Below are 16,778 nucleotides of genomic sequence, written 5' to 3'. Positions count from 1 at the left end.
CCGGTTATTTCGCCAGCTCGTAAATCGCTTGAGCGTAGATAGCCGTCGCTTTGATCAAATCGTCTATGAGAATGTATTCATCCCGCTGATGCGCGCAGTCGGGACGGCCGGGGAAAAGCGGGCCAAAGGCAACGCCTACGTCCAGCGAACGGCCGTAAGTAGCGCCGCCAATCGCGATAATTCCCGCTTCCAGTCCGGTCTGCTCCGTGTAAACCCGCTGCAAAGTCGTCACCAGTGGATGATTCGGGTCTACCCGGTGAGGGCGCAAATGCTCGACCACCTCGAACACGAATGCAGCCTGGGCAATCCGCTCCTTGAAAATGGCGCTCCACTTTTCAAACGGCAAGGAGTGAGGATAGCGAATGTTGAGCTGGAACAGGGCATCGCCATCTGCCTCATACTGAATTACGCCTGTATTCAGCGTGAGCGGTCCCATCTCCTCGTCATGATGAGAGATGCCGAGCGCTTCGCCGTAATGCTGCCGATACAGGTACTGCTCGGTGAAGCGGACGAATTGATCCGCTCGGGCATCCAGCGTCAGTGTTCCCAAAAAATGAATCAGCTCGGTGCCTGCATTGACGCCCTTGCCAGGGTCCATTCCGTGGACGGAGACGCCTTCCATATGGAGCAGCACATGCCCATTTGAGCATTCGGCCTTGCCCTTCATGCCCGAATCGTTCAAATACGCCTCGTATGCTTGAATCAATTCCTCGGCTCCCATGCCCATCGGCAACAATCTGGCCTCCGCTTTGTCCGGCACCATGTTCATCCTTCTGCCAGAGGCAAGCTCCAGAAGCTGAGCTGCCGGGCTGTCGGCCGACGGGAGCTGCTGCCCGAGGAACGCTTCATGCGTTTGCAAAACAGTCAGGTCTGTCAGTCCCTTTTCCGCATATATCAAAGGAAAATCGGCATCCGGCGTGAAGCCCATGGTCGGCATCTCTTCGGTTTCAAAGTACGTTTTGACACACTGCCAACCAGACTCTTCGTCCGTTCCAAAAATGAGTCTGACCCGTTTGGACAGCGGCAGACCGGATTCCTTGACCAGCTTCGCCGCAAAAATCGCCGCAATCGTCGGTCCTTTGTCGTCAATCGCTCCGCGGGCGACGATCTTCCCGTCCACAATTTCCGCAGCGTATGGCGGCGAAGTCCAGCCGTCCCCTTCTGGAACGACATCCACGTGGCTGAGCACGCCGATCAGTTCGCTGCCCTGTCCAAACTCCGCATGCCCGGCATAGCCGCCGACATCCTTTACCGTCATTCCTGCCTGCTTGCACTGTTCAAGCACAAAGTCCAGCGCTTCACGGATGCCTTCGCCGAAAGGAGCCCCTTCCCGTGCTGTGGATGGGTCCAGCAAGCTTTTGATCCGCAAAAATCCCTGCGTCGTGGAAATCAGGTCGTCTTTTCGCTTTTCAACTTCCTGCAGCCAGTTCATCGTCGTCATGTAGATGTTTCTTCCCTTCTTTGGTCTTCATGCCTTCTCCCGTTTCCTCATCGTCCACGTCCAAATCAAGCTCCACAAGTGAAATCAGCGATTCCATCGCTACTTCCTTGGCGGTGAACTCCACCTGGGCCTCCTTGATTTCCTCGCGGATATTGTTCATCTCGCTGTCCAGCTTGGATGACGCCTTGGCGGCTTCAATCAAGCGCTGTCGGATCGCGGAGGGAATGATTCCTTCGTATTTGTAGTTGAGAGAGTGTTCGATCGTCGCCCAGAAATTCATGTTCAGTGTGCGAATCTGGATTTCCACAGGGATGACCGCCTGACCCCGGGCTGTCATCAGCTCGTACGCTACGGCCAGATGATAGCCTCTGTACCCGCTCTCCTTTGGCCTGGACACGTAGTCCTTCTCCAAATAAATCCGCATGTCTTTGCGTCGCCGGATCATTTCCACCACAGCTGGAATATCGTCAATGAATTGGCAGATGATCCGGATTCCTGCTATATCCCGGAGCTCCCAGCAAATATTTTCATCGATTTGAAATTGAAGGCGATTCGCCTTGTTGTATATACTCGGGACCGACTTCACCCGACCGGTGACGAACTCGATAGGAGAGTGCTCTTTTCGCTTCCGCAGCTCGTTGCGGATGTTTTTCAGCTTAACCTTGATCTCTTCCACGGCTTGTTCGAACGGTAGCAGGTATAGTTCCCAGTCTAGTTTCTGCATGCTAGTTCCCTCCGACCCGAAACTCCATCGTCCTTATGATTCAACATTTTGCTAGAGATATCCTCCCCTGCATGAGAAAAGAGACCGCAGCGGGTCTCTTAATTTTTCGCATCCAACCGGAAGGCTGCCAGCGATTCTCGCAGTCTGTCGGCAAGTGCAGAGAGCTGATCGGCTGAAGCCGCGATCATTTCCATGGCTGCGCTCTGCTCTTCCACCGCTGCGGAGATGCTCTGGACACCGGCAGCCGCTTCTGTCGAGGCAGCGGATACTTCCTGTGCGACTGCAACGACTTGCTGGGCCTCTGGAGCGATCCTGGCAAAAGCCTGCCGAACCCCCTCCATTTCGGAGGAGACTCTGCGGATATTCTCTTCGATTCGCTGAAACAGCTCGCCGGACTGACGGGCTGTACGGGAACCGTCCTTGACGGTGCGCGTGCCTTCGGCCATTTTCTCCACAGCGGCAGTCGTGCTCGCCTGGACGTCGCTGATCATGGCGACAATTTGCTGGGCGGCTTCATTCGTACCTTCTGCCAGCTTGCGAACCTCATTGGCCACGACGGCGAATCCCTTGCCGTGCTCGCCTGCCCTCGCTGCTTCGATGCTGGCATTGAGCGCGAGCAGATTTGTCTGACGGGCGATCTCCGTAATCGCTGCGATGATTTTGGAAATCTCCCGTGAGCGCAGCTCGAGTCCGTGAATGACTTGTGTCGTCGCTTCCACAGCTCTGTTAATCTGATCCATGCTGCTGACGACAGCCTCGATGGCCTGCCGCCCTTCCTCTGCGTGAATTCTCATCTCCCTGGAGGAGATCGCCACCTGCTCGACGTGTCCCGTTACGCCCGAGACCGTTGCCGTCAAATCCTCTGCCAAGTGCAACGTGCGCGCCAGCTTGTCGACCTGTCGATCTGCAGATGCTGCCACATGGTCGACGACCTGCACAATTTGCCCGCTGGATGAGGAAATTTCCCCCGTATTTCCGTGGATCTCCCGTACCGACTCCGCAACCGAATGAGAGGCGTGCCGGACCTGGATCAAAATGTCGCTCAGCTGATCCCGCATGGCAAACAGCGATCGCGCCAGCTCTCCCAATTCGTCCTTTCGCTTCAAAAGAGCAGGCGGAACAGCACAGGTAAAGTCGCCCTGCCCGATCCTTCTGGCTACCAGCAGCATTCCGGCAAAAGAGCGGCGCAGCCAGGCAGCGGTGACAGACGCAATAACCACCACCAATATCAGGACGATTCCGTTGAACAGCAAAATGGCATTGCGGATACTGTTCGGTCCGGCCATAATTTCCGTCATGTCCATTTCCGCCAGGATCGCCCAGGTCAGCTTGCCCACCTTCACCTGATCGTACGATACCAGCACTTCCTCTCCGCGATAGTCTGTCGACTGCACGGTAGCAGCGGTCTGATTGGAAAACAACACCTGATCGGCAATCTCCGTGTCGACCTTCACCTGCAACAGAGTTGGCTCCCCGCCGCCAAGATCAGTCCGCATCAGTTTGTCTTGTCCGATCAAATACACCTTGCCAGTGGCGCCGAGTCCCTCTCTTCTGTTCAGTTGCCGGGATATGTAATCGAGCGGGACTTCTGCCGCCAATTGTCCGATGACGGTGCCGTGATCAAAGATCGGGACTGCCATGAAGATGGCCGGAGCGCCGCCAGACGGTTCATACCGGCTGACATCTGACAGTTCAAGGCTCAAGCCTTTGAATGCCTTTGCCACCGTCTGCCCCAATGTCGTACCACTATATGGCCCACTGAGGAGATTCGTGCCAAAATCAGCCTGCGGTTTTGTCTCAAAGACGACTTCTCCTTTGTCATTCAGCAAATACGCATTGGCGAAGCCGTATCTCGCCACTTCCATCTTCAACTCCTTGCCCCGCGCTTCCTCTACCTCCTGATAAACGGGGGCTTCCCTGCCCTGTTTCCATACGGCTTCAAAAGCAGGCAAGGCATCAATCACCGAGCCGGATGCAGCCAGTGTCTCCAGGTTCTTGGATCGCTCGCGAAAATAGTTTTCCACCTGTTCCTTGTTGCTGTTGCGAAGCGCCTCCAGTGTGGCTGCGCTCCCCTCCAACAGCTCCTGCTTCGTTTGCGAATAGGCAAATACACCCGCAGCTGTCAGCGGCACAATTCCTGCCAACAGCAAGGCAATCAACATCCGAGCCCCCAGTTTCATAGAGTTGCCCCCTTGTCTCTCTTGTTCTCCGGTAGATATTTTCAAATTTTATGACTAGTAAGAACATAGTACCAGAAAACATGTCATAGAGGCATACCATTTTTCCTAAATAAGGGATCGGCAAGCAAGGAATGCAACCGGAGAAAGCAGCAAAAAATGCCAGCCGCTCCGTAAACCCGAGGCAACTGGCATCTACTCTTTTCCTCTTTCAGACAATCGATACGTTCCCGGCAGCTCTTCAAAACTCGAATTCCAGCGTCTTTAGCCTGGAGTCGTATTGGAACCCCAATTTTTCTCCCAACCGGATGGACGCCTCATTCGTTTCCATTGTCGCCCAATGCGGGGTAAGCCCGAATTGCAGGCAGTGCTCCAAATACAAGACGCATGCTGCTGTCGCCAGCCCTTGGCTTCTCTCTTCTTCCCTGTACGTTTCCACATTGATCTCGTGGTGCTTGCCGTATACACAGCAGGAGAAACACGCGCTGACGACCTCGTCGCCCTTCATGATGCAATACCCGAGACCCTGTTTCAGAAAATCGTCGACCGAGTACCAGAATTCCGCAATCGCGTTCGACAGCTACTCGTCCCGATCTCTTTCGATCACCGCAGCGTCAATTTTCCTCGCGCTATACCCGCCTGGCAATGGCTTGAAGCTGCTCTTCGCGACCAAAAAGCGATCGGGATGAAACGTGAAGTAGCATTCAAAATCCGGCTCGTAGTCTCTGTGTGAGATTGCTTCTTCAATGGCTTTTTCCCACGCTTCATCGCTCAATACCGCGATGAAATAGGTGCCTCCGCACGATTCGTAGGTGTCGATTTTCAGCTTTGTGTCGATAAACTCCCGAGAGGGGCAATAAATTTCTGATTGTGCGGATCGCCGATGAATAAGGAGCTGATTCCCGTGACATCGACCAGCGCCGTTTTCGGCTGGCTCAGGTCGTCAACATAAATCGTCCCTCTGTTTACGCCATCGATAATTGCATGTACCGTTCTGTTGTAGATCTGCTCCGTTGCCGGGAGCAGGCTCCTGACCTTGCGATGATCCTGCCGGTCCAGTTTGAAAATCACTCGTCCAGGCTCCTTTCTTGCCGATGCTCGGCTTTTCTTTTCGTCTAAAGGGCATGCAGGCAACCCCCGTCTGTTCTTTGTTCATGAATGTCCCGGCCCTTCAAGTGCTTCAACAGAATCCTCATGGATGCTTGAACGACTCGCTTCGGTACGGGGATAGGCAGGGGAGCAGAGCGTTTGCGCCAGTGCTCCCCTCTGATAATCGGGTCATAATCAATCCTTCTTTCATCGGGGGATTCGAGAATTTCAGCCAAAATCATGCGAGCCCGGTGCAGGCGGGATTTTACCGTTCCTGCCGGGACACCTACAAGCTCAGCGATTTGTTTGACGGGCAGATCCTTGAAGTAATGAAGCTGGACGACAACGCGCAGATCGTTATCCAATCCGGCGACGGCCTCCTTCAATGCAACCGTTTCTTGCAGACCAACCACGGTTTCACCGCAAAATCCCGACTGGATGATCCGCATCCGTTTTTGCATGCGCAGCAATTGTATGCATTCGCGAATCAGAATCCGAAACAGCCACCTTTTGAAATATGCAGGCTCTTTCAAACTGCGAAGGGCACGATACGATTTGAGAATCGCTTCCTGTATCGCGTCAGCGCAATCCTCGTCGCGTTTGAGATACATTTTTGCCAGACCGTAAAGTCTCCGCTCATAGGCCACAACCAGCCTGCCGAAAGCATCTCTGTCGCCGTTTTTTGCAAGCAGGACATCCTGCAGCATGCTCGGTTCGCTGTTCACATGGGAAAGCCTCCTTTGTCCAAAATTTCATCTACATGAGTCTAGACGCGCGAGTGAGCCAACCGGTTCACGAAAAAATGACTATTTTTCATGTTTTGACAATCCCGCTCAGCTTCAAGGCAAAAAAGAGCCGCCGGTTTCAGGTTGCACCGTTCTCTAAACCGCCGGCACGGATTGGACCATGCAAGCAGCAGAGAGCGGCACACCTCACACCCAACGACTCTTCTCTCTCGAAACTCTTTTTCTTTTGTTTACACAGCCGTTTCGCAAATCATGGCAATCTCATCGCACATAGGAAGTTTGGAGCAATTGATGCAGTCCTTCCATACTTTTTGCGGCAGCGTTTCCTTGGCGACGATATGAAAACCGCACTTTTCAAAGAATTCCTTCTGGTAGGTAAGAGCCAATGCCCGATTGATGCCAAGGTCCCGGCACTGATCAACCAAGTGAAGCACCAGCTGTTTGCCTACCCCCAATCCCTTTGCCCGCTCCGCGATGGCCAGAGAACGGATCTCCGCCAGATCCTCCCACAAAATATGCAGCCCCGCCACGCCGACTACCGATTCGCCGTCGTGAGCGACAACAAACGACTGCAAATGTTCACAAACCGATAATTTTGTCCTCGGGAGCATCAGTCCTTGTTGTGCATATTGATTAATAATCTCCAGCATCTGATCTACGTCTTTCATCGTTGCCTTTCGCACCGCTATCGCTTTGGTGACAACCATTTTACTCTCCCCCACTCCATGCTCTCACAGTCATCTATGACATAATAAATATTCATTATGATATATAAATATACATCCGGTATCGTGAGAAGTCTATCCTTTTTTCGCCCCTCTTTTTTGTTTTTTCGACGATCAGGAATTTTTTTGCAGGAATTAGTTGTGCTATAATCTTCTATAACCAAAAAGGAGGTGTCTTCCTTTTGACGACACGCAGAGAACGAAAGAAGCGGGAAACGCGCGAAAAAATCTTTAATGCCGCTATCAAACTATTTAAACAGCACGGGTTTGAAGCCACCACGATTGACATGATTTCTGAAGAAGCGGATGTTGCCCGCGGAACCATTTTTCTTCATTTCACGTCAAAGGAAGCAATCCTCGCCAACTGGGGATATGAGCGGTTGCATGAAATCGAGGAACGCCGGGAAGAGTGGGATTACGGGGATAGCTGCAAGCAAAAAGTACTTCGCATCTACAAAATCATGAATGAGGTCAATATCCAAAACTACGACTTCATCAAAGTGCTGGTAGAGTCCTCCATGAAGCACAGAAAGATTCTGGAGAACGAAAAAAACGTCTATTATGAGCTGCGCCAGTTGTTTGCCGATCTGATCGAGGAAGCGCAGGAAAAAGGCCGGCTGAAAACGCGCTTCAATCCGTTGGTGGCAGCCAACATGCTGGAGAATATTTACTACAATGCGCTTTACGATTGGGTACGCAACGAAGGTGCCTGGGCGTTGGAAGAAATCATGGAAGAGAAGGTCTCGATTGTTTTTGAAGGCCTGGACGCAGAATAACATCTGACGTCCGGACCTTCTCTCATACTGGCGGCATTGACAGCTGCCCCCGTTCCCCCATACACAGGTCAAGTTCCCCCTATCGTTTCCACAATTCTGCACCTCACCATCAGCCCCGGTCCATTTCCCTTTTCCTGTGTCGAATAAAAAGGAGCTCCCACCTGCTCAAGCTGTATCTGTGTCATGCCTTTTCCCTCGTCTTTAATGGAAACAACCACATCCCTGTCCTGCCGTTTCGCTCCTATTTCCAAAATTCCGCCATTCCGCCATGCTGCATCGCTTCCATGCCGTTTTTCAACAGATTCATACGGACCTGTCCCACCATATGCTTGTAACAGCCAGGCAGGCACCATAATGATAAGCAACTGGAACAGGATGTTTTCTACAACCAGCATGATACTCTCGGCTCTTCACAATTGTCTGACTCTTCCCTGAAAAATAGTCTGTCGGTACAAACGGAAAGGGAAGTTTTTGAAAACGCACATTGGATCGAGGTTTTCCTTGCGGAGACTGGGACATTTCCCTATGATGATGAAGATAGCCTGTTTTTGACCTTGGAGGTAACATACACAAATGCGAAATGGTATCAAACGTGAAGATATTGAACTTTTGGCGCCCGCAGGAAACTGGGAGTGTCTGAAGGCTGCAGTCGCCAACGGAGCAAACGCCGTCTTTTTCGGTGTGGAGAAGTTTAACGCACGGGCAAGAGCCGAAAATTTCCAGATGGCGGAACTGCCGGAGATTATGGCTTTTTTGCACATGTATGGAGTCAAGGGCTTCTTGACCTTTAACATTCTCGTTTTTGAAGATGAAATGAACGAAGCCCGCAAGCTGGTCGAGGCCTGTATTGACGCCGGCGTGGATGCGCTGATCGTCCAGGATCTGGGGCTGGTCAAGCTGATTCGTGAAATCTCCCCTGATTTTCCCATTCACGGGTCCACCCAGATGACGATCACCTCGCCGGAGGCAGTCGAATTCACGAAGCCGTTCTCGATCGAGCGCGTCGTCCTGGGACGGGAAAACTCATTGAAGGAAATCAAAGTCATCGGCGAAAAAGCGAAGCTGCCGATGGAGGTATTTGTCCACGGCGCTCTCTGCGTATCGTACTCCGGTCAGTGCCTGACTTCGGAAATGTGGGGAGGCCGCTCCGCAAACCGCGGCGAGTGTGCGCAAGCCTGTCGTCTGCCGTACGATTTGATCGTCGACGGTGTTCAAAAAGAGATGGGCAATATCGCCTACCTGCTTTCACCAAAGGATTTGGCCGCGATCGAGCTGGTACCGGAGCTGATCGAAGCGGGCGTCACCTCGTTTAAAATCGAAGGCCGGCTGAAATCGCCTGAATACGTGGCCAATGTTGTGAGCAAATACCGCGCCGCCATCGACCGCTATTTTGCCGGACAGGACGCCTCTGTGAGCGAGCAGGACATCCGGGAGCTGCAGCAAAGCTTTTCCCGCGGCTTTACGCACGGCTTTTTGGAGGGAACCAACAACAAGACCCTGCTGGACGGCAGCTTCCCGAAAAGCCGCGGCGTCTTCCTCGGAACCGTCAAGAAGGTGCTCAAAAACGCTGTTCTCGTCGAGCTGTCTTCACCATTGAAGCGCGGCGACGGAATCGTATTTGACGCTGGTGATCCGACCCAGAAGGAAGAGGGCGGACGCGTGTACGATCTGCTCCAGCGCGGCAAAAAAGTAGAGGGCGAAGTAAACAGCGGGCTCTACGAGATCGTCATGGGACGAAACGACGTCAAGCTGCAGCGCATTCATGTCGGCGACCGCGTCTGGAAAACGAGCGATCCGGAGCTGGACAAACGTTTGCGCAAAACCTTTGAAACGGAAAAGCCGTACCGGACCTTCCCGCTCAGCGTACATGTGAGCGGCAAGCTCGGGGAAAAGCTGTCTGTCACGTGGGTGGACAAAATGGCGAACAACGCCGTCACGAGCCAATCGGAGATACCGCTGGAAGCAGCCGTAAAGCGCCCGTTGACTGCAGAGCTGCTGCTCGATCAGCTCGGACGCCTCGGCGGCACGATCTACCGCCTCGAAGCGGCAGACTTGACGGTAGCACTCGACGGCGAGGTAATCGTGCCTGTCAGCGAGCTGAACCGGATGCGCCGGGAAGCTGTCGAACAGCTTCTCTTCCTGCGGACCAAGCCGCCCGTCTATCAAAAACGCACTGTTGACGCGTACGCAGATGTAAAAGAGCGCGGCCAAGTGGAAAAACCGAAGCTGACTGCTCTCTGCCGTTCGCTTGAGCAAGTGGAAGCCGCTGCTCAGACCGACGTCGATTTCCTGTACGCCGATTTTGAATTCGTCAAGCAGTACCCGGATGCGGTCAAACTGGCGCATCGCTATGGCAAAAAGATCGCAATCGCAACAATGCGCATCCACATGCCTGACGAGAACGGGGTCCTCGCCCTGATCGCCAGAAGCCAGCCTGATGCCATTCTTGTGCGAAATACGGGAGCGCTTCACTATTACATGGCCCGCAGACACGAGCTGGGTATTCCCTTGATCGGGGATTTTTCGCTCAATATCGCCAACCATAAGGCAGTCGAGCTGTTCCTGGATTGCGGGCTGGAGATGGTAACGCCTTCCTATGACCTGAACATCCAGCAGATGGTCGATCTCCTCGAAAACGCGGACGCGTCCAAGATGGAAGTGGTCATTCATCAGCATTTGCCGATGTTCCACACCGAGCACTGCGTATATTGCACGTTCCTCAGTCCCGGCACCGACCATACCAACTGCGGAACGCCTTGCGAAACCTCCCGCGTTTCGCTGCGCGACCGGGTCGGCTTCTCCCATCCGGTGCGTGTCGATACCGGCTGCCGCAATACCGTTTACAACGCCATCGACCAGTCTGGCGCCGAGTACTTGAGCGAATTTACCAAGCTGGGCGTAGGCAGCTACCGGATCGAATTTTTGGAGGAAGAGCCGGAGCGAGTGCAAGAAGTGATTCGCCTGTACCGCCAAGCGCTGCGCGGCGAAGTCAGCGGCTCCCACGTATGGCGCTCGCTGAAAGCGACCAACCAATTGGGTGTAACCCGCGGCCAGCTGATCAAATAAACCGGAAGTCCAATTGATGTATATCTCACGGAAATTGTGCGACGGACGCCCATTTCCGATACAGGGAGGAGAATAGCCCATGGCAGACCTGACTTTGCCAACGCAAGAAAACCTGGCTACGATCATCGAAGGCATCAAAGCGAAGCTGAACATGGCCAACACCGCCGTTATGCGGCCGGAGGATTTTGACCTCGAGCATTACGAAGACCTTTTGTACCTGTACAATATGGTTCAGAAGAAAGCGAGCTTCAGCATCAATGAAATGACTGCCATCGTCGAAGAGCTGGGCGGTATGCGCAAGCAGTCGTAAGCATATGTGTCCAAAGCGAAAGCGCCGTATCCGTTGGGGAGCGGCGCTTTTGTTGTGTACGGGCGACCGTTTTCGAACGGTGATTTCTGTGCTTCGTGAGAATCTTTTTTGATCCGTGTTGTCAGATTCCTTTTCTATGTCTGTCTTCTGGCATCTTCACGCTTCAGACATGGACGCTTTGCTCCAGTTCTCCCTCAGAGGAAGCAACTACGACTGCCGCAGAAGCGTCCCCGATGACGTTTACCGAGGTCCGGAACATGTCGAGAATCCGGTCCACCCCAGCGATCAGCGCCATTCCCTCCAGCGGCAGCCCGACGGAGGTCAGCACCATTGTCAGCATGATCAAGCCTGCCCCCGGCACTCCTGCCGTTCCGATCGACGCCAGCGTAGCCGTCAGGACGATCGTCAGCAACTGGGCAAAAGACAGATCGATCCCGTAGAACTGGGCGACAAACAGGGCGCATACACCCTGGTACAGCGCCGTACCGTCCATGTTGATCGTCGCTCCGAGCGGCAGGACGAAGCTGCTTACCCGTTTGGAGACGCCCAGATTGCTTTCCACGTTTTGAATCGTGATGGGGAGTGTTCCCGAGCTGCTGGAGGTGGAAAAAGCGATCATCCCGGCAGGAGCAATGCCTTTGAAAAACTGCAGCGGCTTCATCCCGGCAGGAGCAATGCCTTTGAAAAACTGCAGCGGCTTCATCCCGGCAAAAAGCTTGACGCTCAGCGAATAGACAATCGCGGCATGCAGCAAACAGCCGATCGCGACACCGAGAATGACTTTGGACAATGGCAGCAATACGGAGAGACCGTATTTCCCGACGATCGGCGCCACGAGTCCGAAAACGCCGATCGGAGCAAATCGCATGACGATGCCGGTAATCTTGTACATCACTTCGGCGAACTGCTCGAAAAACAGTTGAACGGTCCGCGCCTTCTCTCCTGCCAGCGAAATCCCGATACCGAGAAAAATCGCAAAGAAAATAATGGGCAGCATGTCGCCCTGTACAAGTGCGGCGAACGGATTGGTCGGGATGATGGCAAGCAGGGTGTCGATGATTCCCGGAGTCTCCTTGGCCTCTACCTTGGCCTCCTCCGGCTTCAGCTCCAGTCCCGCTCCGGGCGACATCAGGCTGGCGATGATCAAACCGAGGATCACAGCCAGAGCGGTCGTCACCAGGTAATAGGCAATGGTTTTGCCGCCCATCCTCCCCAGCTTTCTGACATCTCCCGTACTGGAAACACCTGTGACCAGTGAAGCCAACACGAGCGGAACGATAATGAACTTGATCAAACGCAAAAATAAATCTCCCAACGGCTTGACGGTCTCCGCGCTCGTGCCTGCGATGATCCCCACAATGATAGCGATTGCAAATGCGACCATGATCTGCGTGATCAGATTCCCACTCCACGCTTTTTTCATCCCAATCCCCCTCCCTTGATTTTGAAAGATAGGAATTCTTGCTACAAATCTATGCGAAGAGGCGGACAAATAGATCAGCATAGAGGAATTCCGGAGAGGGAGATCACTGAGGAGCCGGGGTCAGATAACCTTTCTTCAAAATAAAGAAGCCTATCGCTTTGATAGACTTCACAATAAGCTCTATATTCTTCTCGTCAGAGACTAGTGATTGACGATGCCCGCACGGACTTCTGCCTGCTCCTGCGGTTCGGAAAGCTCGCAGCCTTCCTTCCACAACAGGTAGCGAATACTGTCCACGAGCGCTTCCCAGCTCGCTTCGATCACGTTGGTCGAGACGCCGACAGTGCTCCACTTCTCCCCTTTGCGGCCTGATTCGATCAGCACGCGGACTTTTGCCGCGGTGGCGCCATTCTCGTCCAATACACGCACCTTGTAGTCGGTGAGATGCATTTCGGACAGACAAGGAAAGTGATTTTCCAACGCTTTGCGGAGCGCATTGTCAAGCGCGTTGACAGGGCCGTTTCCTTCGGCGGCGGTATGAACCAACTGTCCGTTCACATGCAGCTTTACAGTCGCTTCGGACAGAATCGACCGGTCCGCTGACTTTTCCATCAAAATTTTAAAGGAATCCAGAGTAAACAATTGCTCCAGCTTGCCTCCGGCATCGAGCAGCATCAGCGAGAGAGAAGCTTCTGCTCCTTCATACTGGTAGCCCTGGAATTCCCGTTCTTTGATCCGCTGGATGATCTCTCGCGCTTCCTGCTTATCCAGCGCCACATCGATGTCCAGCTCATCAGTCTTGGCGAGCAGGTTGCTTTGTCCCGACAGCTCGGAGACGAGTACGCGCCGCTTGTTGCCGATCAGCTCAGGGTCGATATGCTCATACGTTTTCGGGTCCTTCAGCACGGCGCTTACATGGATTCCGCCCTTGTGGGCAAACGCGCTGTTGCCGACGAACGGCTGATTGTTCGGCATTGCCATATTGGCTACCTCCGCGACGAAGCGGGATAGCTTGGTCAACTGCTGCAATTGCTCCGGCTCGACACATTGGTATCCCATCTTCAACTGCAGATTGGGAATGACGGATACCAGGTTGACATTGCCGCAGCGCTCCCCGATGCCGTTTGTCGTCCCCTGCACCTGCTCCGCTCCGGCCTGAACGGCAGCCAGCGCATTGGCGACGGCCAGCTCGCAGTCATTATGCGGGTGAATGCCGAGCCGCGTCTGCAGGCTCCCTTTTACCGTCTTTACTGTTTCATAGATTTCATGGGGCAAGCTGCCGCCGTTTGTATCGCACAGCACGATCCAATCAGCTCCCGCCCCTTCCGCCGCTTCCAGTACGCGCAGAGCGTAAACCGGATTGGCTTTATATCCGTCAAAAAAGTGCTCGGCCAAAAACAGAACAGTCAGTCCTTTTGATTTAAGAAATCCGACGGAATCGGCAACCATGCGCAAATTCTCATCCAAGGTCGTCTTGAGTGCGTCTGTGACATGCAAATCCCATGATTTTCCGAAGATCGCTGCGGCACTCACGCCGCTTTGGAGCAGCGCCCGCAGGTTTTCATCCTCGGCTGCAGGCACATTCGGACGACAGGTGCTGCCGAATGCGGTTATCGTTGCGTGCTGCAGGGGAATTTCTTTGATTCTCTCAAAAAAAGCCATATCCTTTGGATTGCTCCCCGGCCAGCCGCCTTCGATGAAATCGATACCGAACTGATCCAGACGGAGGGCGATTTTCACCTTGTCCTCCACTGACAAGCTGACGCCCTCTCCCTGGGTGCCATCCCGGAGAGTCGTATCGTACAAGCATACGTTTGGTTTCATCGTTTCTCCACCCCATGAGTTTCTTCATTTTTCAGAATTGTCACTGAATTTATCTTTATGACGCTATTCAGTATACCATAGCCCAGAGGGAAAGAAAACGCGTGATTTCGCGGCTTTTGCTTATGTACACAGGGCGTGGACAAAGGCTGCTGCATGCTCGATCGCGCTCTCCAATTGCGGACTTGGACCGGCGAAAGGATGGCGCGTGTTAAACGTGTGGTCCCCCTCCTCAATCCAGTGGACACGGACGTCCTTGGCAGCTTCCTGCAGACGCTTGGCCCCTTTTACCAGGCGTTCGTAATCCTTTGTTCCCTGAATGATGCAGAGCGGCTGCTCCATGGAGCTCACTTTGGCAAGCAGATTGTACGCTTCCCGGTTTTGGTCGACATCGTCGATGACTGCCTTTGTGATCGGCATCTGCTGGCCGGTCCGGGCATTGGCGATGTATCCGACTCCCTTTTCGGCAATTTCCTGTCGCAGTCTGGCGTCGAACAGGTCGACATCAGCCGTGCCGTTCCATGTGATGATCCCTTTGACAAGCGGATGGTTCGCCCCGAACAGGATGGCGTCAGCCCCCCCCTTGCTATGTCCCATGACAAACAGCTTCTCCCTGTCAAACGCAGCTTTAAACGGGCAAGCTTCGCTGTGCAGCCACTCGGTTAGTACCCGAAGGTCAGCGATTTCACGAGCATACGTATTTCGCCCAAATTTTTCGAGCTCAACAAACTCTGTTCCGCTTTCTCCCACACCGTTGCAGGAAAAATTGAACCGGACCACAGCCATACCCAGCTCCGCCAACCGATTTGCCGCATAAGGAAAGCTTCCCCAGTCTTTGAAGCCTTTAAAGCCGTGGCAGAAAATCAACAGCGGTTGTCCTGCGTCCTTTTCCTGCGCATGAAAATCTCCCCGAATCACCAATTCTTCGTCGACAGGAATGCGAAATGACTCCATCATTTCCTGACACCTCCATTTTGTTTTTCTCATTAGCGTTGCATAAAAAATGAATCCATCTATTGTCAAATTATTCTGAATGACATTTTCAACTTTACAACCAAAAACGAGAACAGCCAAGCAAAAGGTAGCCACTATCCATTTGGTAGTTTTATACATTTATTACAACATCGACAACAACAAACAACACTTACTTCCTTTTCTGTCGCCCTCTGGATGTTCGTTTGGATTGGTAATCCATTCTGCCTATCCATTGTTCAAAGGTCTGCCAGAGAAACACTTTGAGCCATCTACTGATTTGCAGCAGACTGTGCTGACTGTTTCTTTCCAGCTTTACAAGAAGCAACAAGCAGTAAGCAATGAGAGCGAGAAAAACTTGATTCCAGACCGCATTTTCACTTGTTCCATAGAACGTCTTGATCTTTGCGTGTTGTTTCATCCATTTGAAAAACAGTTCTATTTGCCAGCGCCAACGGTAGATGTCGCTCAATTCTTCTGCTTCTAAGTCGAACCGATTGGTGATGATTCGAATACGATTTCCTTTCGAATCATGCGTTTCAATCAGTCGTAACACATTATCCACCCGTTTTTGTGGCGTTCCAAGAAGGATCATGGAGTCGGATAAAACGGAGCTTTCTGGTGGTACTTTGAAAGTATACAAATGACGAGTTTCCGCGTTATCCTTGAGACGTGAAGCAAAAAAGATGCCCTGATCGGTATACTCATCGAACTTTTCATAATCCACGTACCCTCGATCAAAGACGTACATGGCTCCGATCTCATCAATCAGCGACTCCATTTGGGTGCGGTCATTGGATTTGGCACAAGTTAGGGAAATCTTTTCAGGATAGACATCCTCCTGGCTTGCGAAAACGAGACGAAGATGAATTTTGATTCCTGCCTTTGTTTCGCGAAAGGTTGCCCACTTATACTTTTGCAAACATAATCCAATTGTAGTGGAATCAATGATCTTTATGTGTTTTCGAAGAGAGCAGGCTTTTCCAGAAACGCGTTGAATTTGCTGGACAAGGTCGACAAAAACTTCTTCAAGCAAAGCAGGTTCTACCCGATTGTTTTTTCGACTAAGCTGTGCGGGGCTGATCGATGACAGTCCTAATTCTTGCTGAAATTTCTTTGATAGAACATCGTCAGCAATGGCTCGAAGCCCTTCGCGTTGCTGAAGTTGGGCATGTAAAAATAGGAGAAGATACGCTTTTGTCGTCAGCTTCTTCACGTACTTGTCTTGATCCGTTTCGTCAATTCGTTGTTGAAGTTTCATAATATTGATGGGTGCAACCCATTTACCAAATGAAGAAAATAGGGTATTCTTGTCCATGAGCTATCCTTTGCGTTGGATTTGGACAGGAACTACCTGACCTTTCCAGTGTAAAGGATTTTTTTGTTCCCTAGACAACCAAATACCAAAGATTATGTGTATTTTGAATGATGGGAAAAGATTAATGCAACGCTAGTGTGTTTTTCTATATTAATTATGCGTGGTATCGGTCCCGAAATGAAGACAGCTT

The 16,778-nt window shown here is 52.4% G+C and carries 15 protein-coding genes; 3 read left to right on the top strand and 12 right to left on the bottom strand.

Going from position 1 to position 16,778, the window contains the following annotated elements:
• Nucleotides 1–4: 4 nt before the first annotated feature.
• The 7 genes from pepV to V5G20_RS08100 form a co-directional block, all read right to left on the bottom strand.
• Nucleotides 5–1,441, bottom strand: a complete 1,437-nt coding sequence (pepV, locus tag V5G20_RS08130; protein WP_003389021.1) for a dipeptidase PepV — start codon at nucleotides 1,439–1,441, stop codon at nucleotides 5–7.
• Nucleotides 1,410–2,165 (bottom strand): GTP pyrophosphokinase, encoded by a 756-nt coding sequence (locus V5G20_RS08125; RefSeq protein WP_003389020.1) that lies wholly within the window; start codon nucleotides 2,163–2,165, stop codon nucleotides 1,410–1,412. The genes pepV and V5G20_RS08125 overlap by 32 nt, the downstream gene beginning before the upstream one ends.
• 98 nt (nucleotides 2,166–2,263) lie before the next feature.
• Nucleotides 2,264–4,345: a methyl-accepting chemotaxis protein gene (locus V5G20_RS08120; protein ID WP_003389019.1), complete on the bottom strand. Its 2,082-nt coding sequence runs from the start codon at nucleotides 4,343–4,345 to the stop codon at nucleotides 2,264–2,266.
• Nucleotides 4,346–4,583: 238 nt separating this feature from the next.
• Nucleotides 4,584–4,877 (bottom strand): GNAT family N-acetyltransferase, encoded by a 294-nt coding sequence (locus V5G20_RS08115; RefSeq protein ID WP_338463458.1) that lies wholly within the window; start codon nucleotides 4,875–4,877, stop codon nucleotides 4,584–4,586.
• A 287-nt stretch (nucleotides 4,878–5,164) separates the two neighbouring features.
• Complete coding sequence (locus tag V5G20_RS08110; RefSeq protein ID WP_338463329.1) at nucleotides 5,165–5,413, bottom strand: hypothetical protein; 249 nt, start codon at nucleotides 5,411–5,413, stop codon at nucleotides 5,165–5,167.
• 44 nt (nucleotides 5,414–5,457) lie between these two features.
• On the bottom strand, nucleotides 5,458–6,156 hold the full coding sequence (locus V5G20_RS08105) for a sigma-70 family RNA polymerase sigma factor (RefSeq protein ID WP_003389017.1): 699 nt from the start codon (nucleotides 6,154–6,156) through the stop codon (nucleotides 5,458–5,460).
• A gap of 251 nt (nucleotides 6,157–6,407) precedes the next feature.
• Nucleotides 6,408–6,884 carry an N-acetyltransferase gene (locus V5G20_RS08100; protein WP_003389016.1) on the bottom strand — a complete coding sequence of 159 codons (477 nt, stop codon included), beginning with the start codon at nucleotides 6,882–6,884 and terminating at the stop codon, nucleotides 6,408–6,410.
• A 200-nt stretch (nucleotides 6,885–7,084) separates the two neighbouring features.
• Here V5G20_RS08100 and V5G20_RS08095 point away from each other — a divergent pair, with 200 nt between their 5' ends.
• Nucleotides 7,085–7,678: a TetR/AcrR family transcriptional regulator gene (locus V5G20_RS08095; protein ID WP_003389015.1), complete on the top strand. Its 594-nt coding sequence runs from the start codon at nucleotides 7,085–7,087 to the stop codon at nucleotides 7,676–7,678.
• Nucleotides 7,679–7,746: 68 nt separating this feature from the next.
• Here the strand turns inward: V5G20_RS08095 and V5G20_RS08090 are convergent, their stop codons facing one another.
• Nucleotides 7,747–8,073: an ATP-binding protein gene (locus V5G20_RS08090; protein WP_039071067.1), complete on the bottom strand. Its 327-nt coding sequence runs from the start codon at nucleotides 8,071–8,073 to the stop codon at nucleotides 7,747–7,749.
• A 178-nt stretch (nucleotides 8,074–8,251) separates the two neighbouring features.
• On the opposite strand from V5G20_RS08090, the gene V5G20_RS08085 reads away from it, so the two are divergent.
• Nucleotides 8,252–10,744 (top strand): DUF3656 domain-containing U32 family peptidase, encoded by a 2,493-nt coding sequence (locus V5G20_RS08085; protein WP_003389013.1) that lies wholly within the window; start codon nucleotides 8,252–8,254, stop codon nucleotides 10,742–10,744.
• A gap of 79 nt (nucleotides 10,745–10,823) precedes the next feature.
• Nucleotides 10,824–11,054, top strand: coding sequence for a DUF1128 domain-containing protein (locus tag V5G20_RS08080; protein WP_003389012.1), 231 nt, complete (start codon nucleotides 10,824–10,826; stop codon nucleotides 11,052–11,054).
• Between the two features lie 163 nt (nucleotides 11,055–11,217).
• Here V5G20_RS08080 and V5G20_RS08075 read toward each other — a convergent pair whose 3' ends face one another.
• The 4 genes from V5G20_RS08075 to V5G20_RS08060 form a co-directional block, all read right to left on the bottom strand.
• Nucleotides 11,218–12,477, bottom strand: coding sequence for a dicarboxylate/amino acid:cation symporter (locus V5G20_RS08075; RefSeq protein WP_338463328.1), 1,260 nt, complete (start codon nucleotides 12,475–12,477; stop codon nucleotides 11,218–11,220).
• 201 nt (nucleotides 12,478–12,678) lie between these two features.
• Nucleotides 12,679–14,301, bottom strand: a complete 1,623-nt coding sequence (gene cimA / locus V5G20_RS08070) for a citramalate synthase (RefSeq protein ID WP_003389010.1) — start codon at nucleotides 14,299–14,301, stop codon at nucleotides 12,679–12,681.
• 120 nt (nucleotides 14,302–14,421) lie between these two features.
• Nucleotides 14,422–15,255, bottom strand: a complete 834-nt coding sequence (locus V5G20_RS08065) for an alpha/beta hydrolase (RefSeq protein ID WP_003389009.1) — start codon at nucleotides 15,253–15,255, stop codon at nucleotides 14,422–14,424.
• A 187-nt stretch (nucleotides 15,256–15,442) separates the two neighbouring features.
• A complete protein-coding gene (locus V5G20_RS08060) occupies nucleotides 15,443–16,588 on the bottom strand; it encodes an IS4 family transposase (protein ID WP_025845287.1) in 1,146 nt (381 codons plus the stop codon).
• Nucleotides 16,589–16,778: the final 190 nt, after the last annotated feature.

Origin of the sequence: Brevibacillus borstelensis (assembly GCF_036700025.1) — a bacterium.
GTDB classification, from domain to species: domain Bacteria; phylum Bacillota; class Bacilli; order Brevibacillales; family Brevibacillaceae; genus Brevibacillus; species Brevibacillus borstelensis.
Note: the sequence above shows the minus strand (reverse complement) of the source record. Positions and strands in the feature narration are given on the sequence as shown.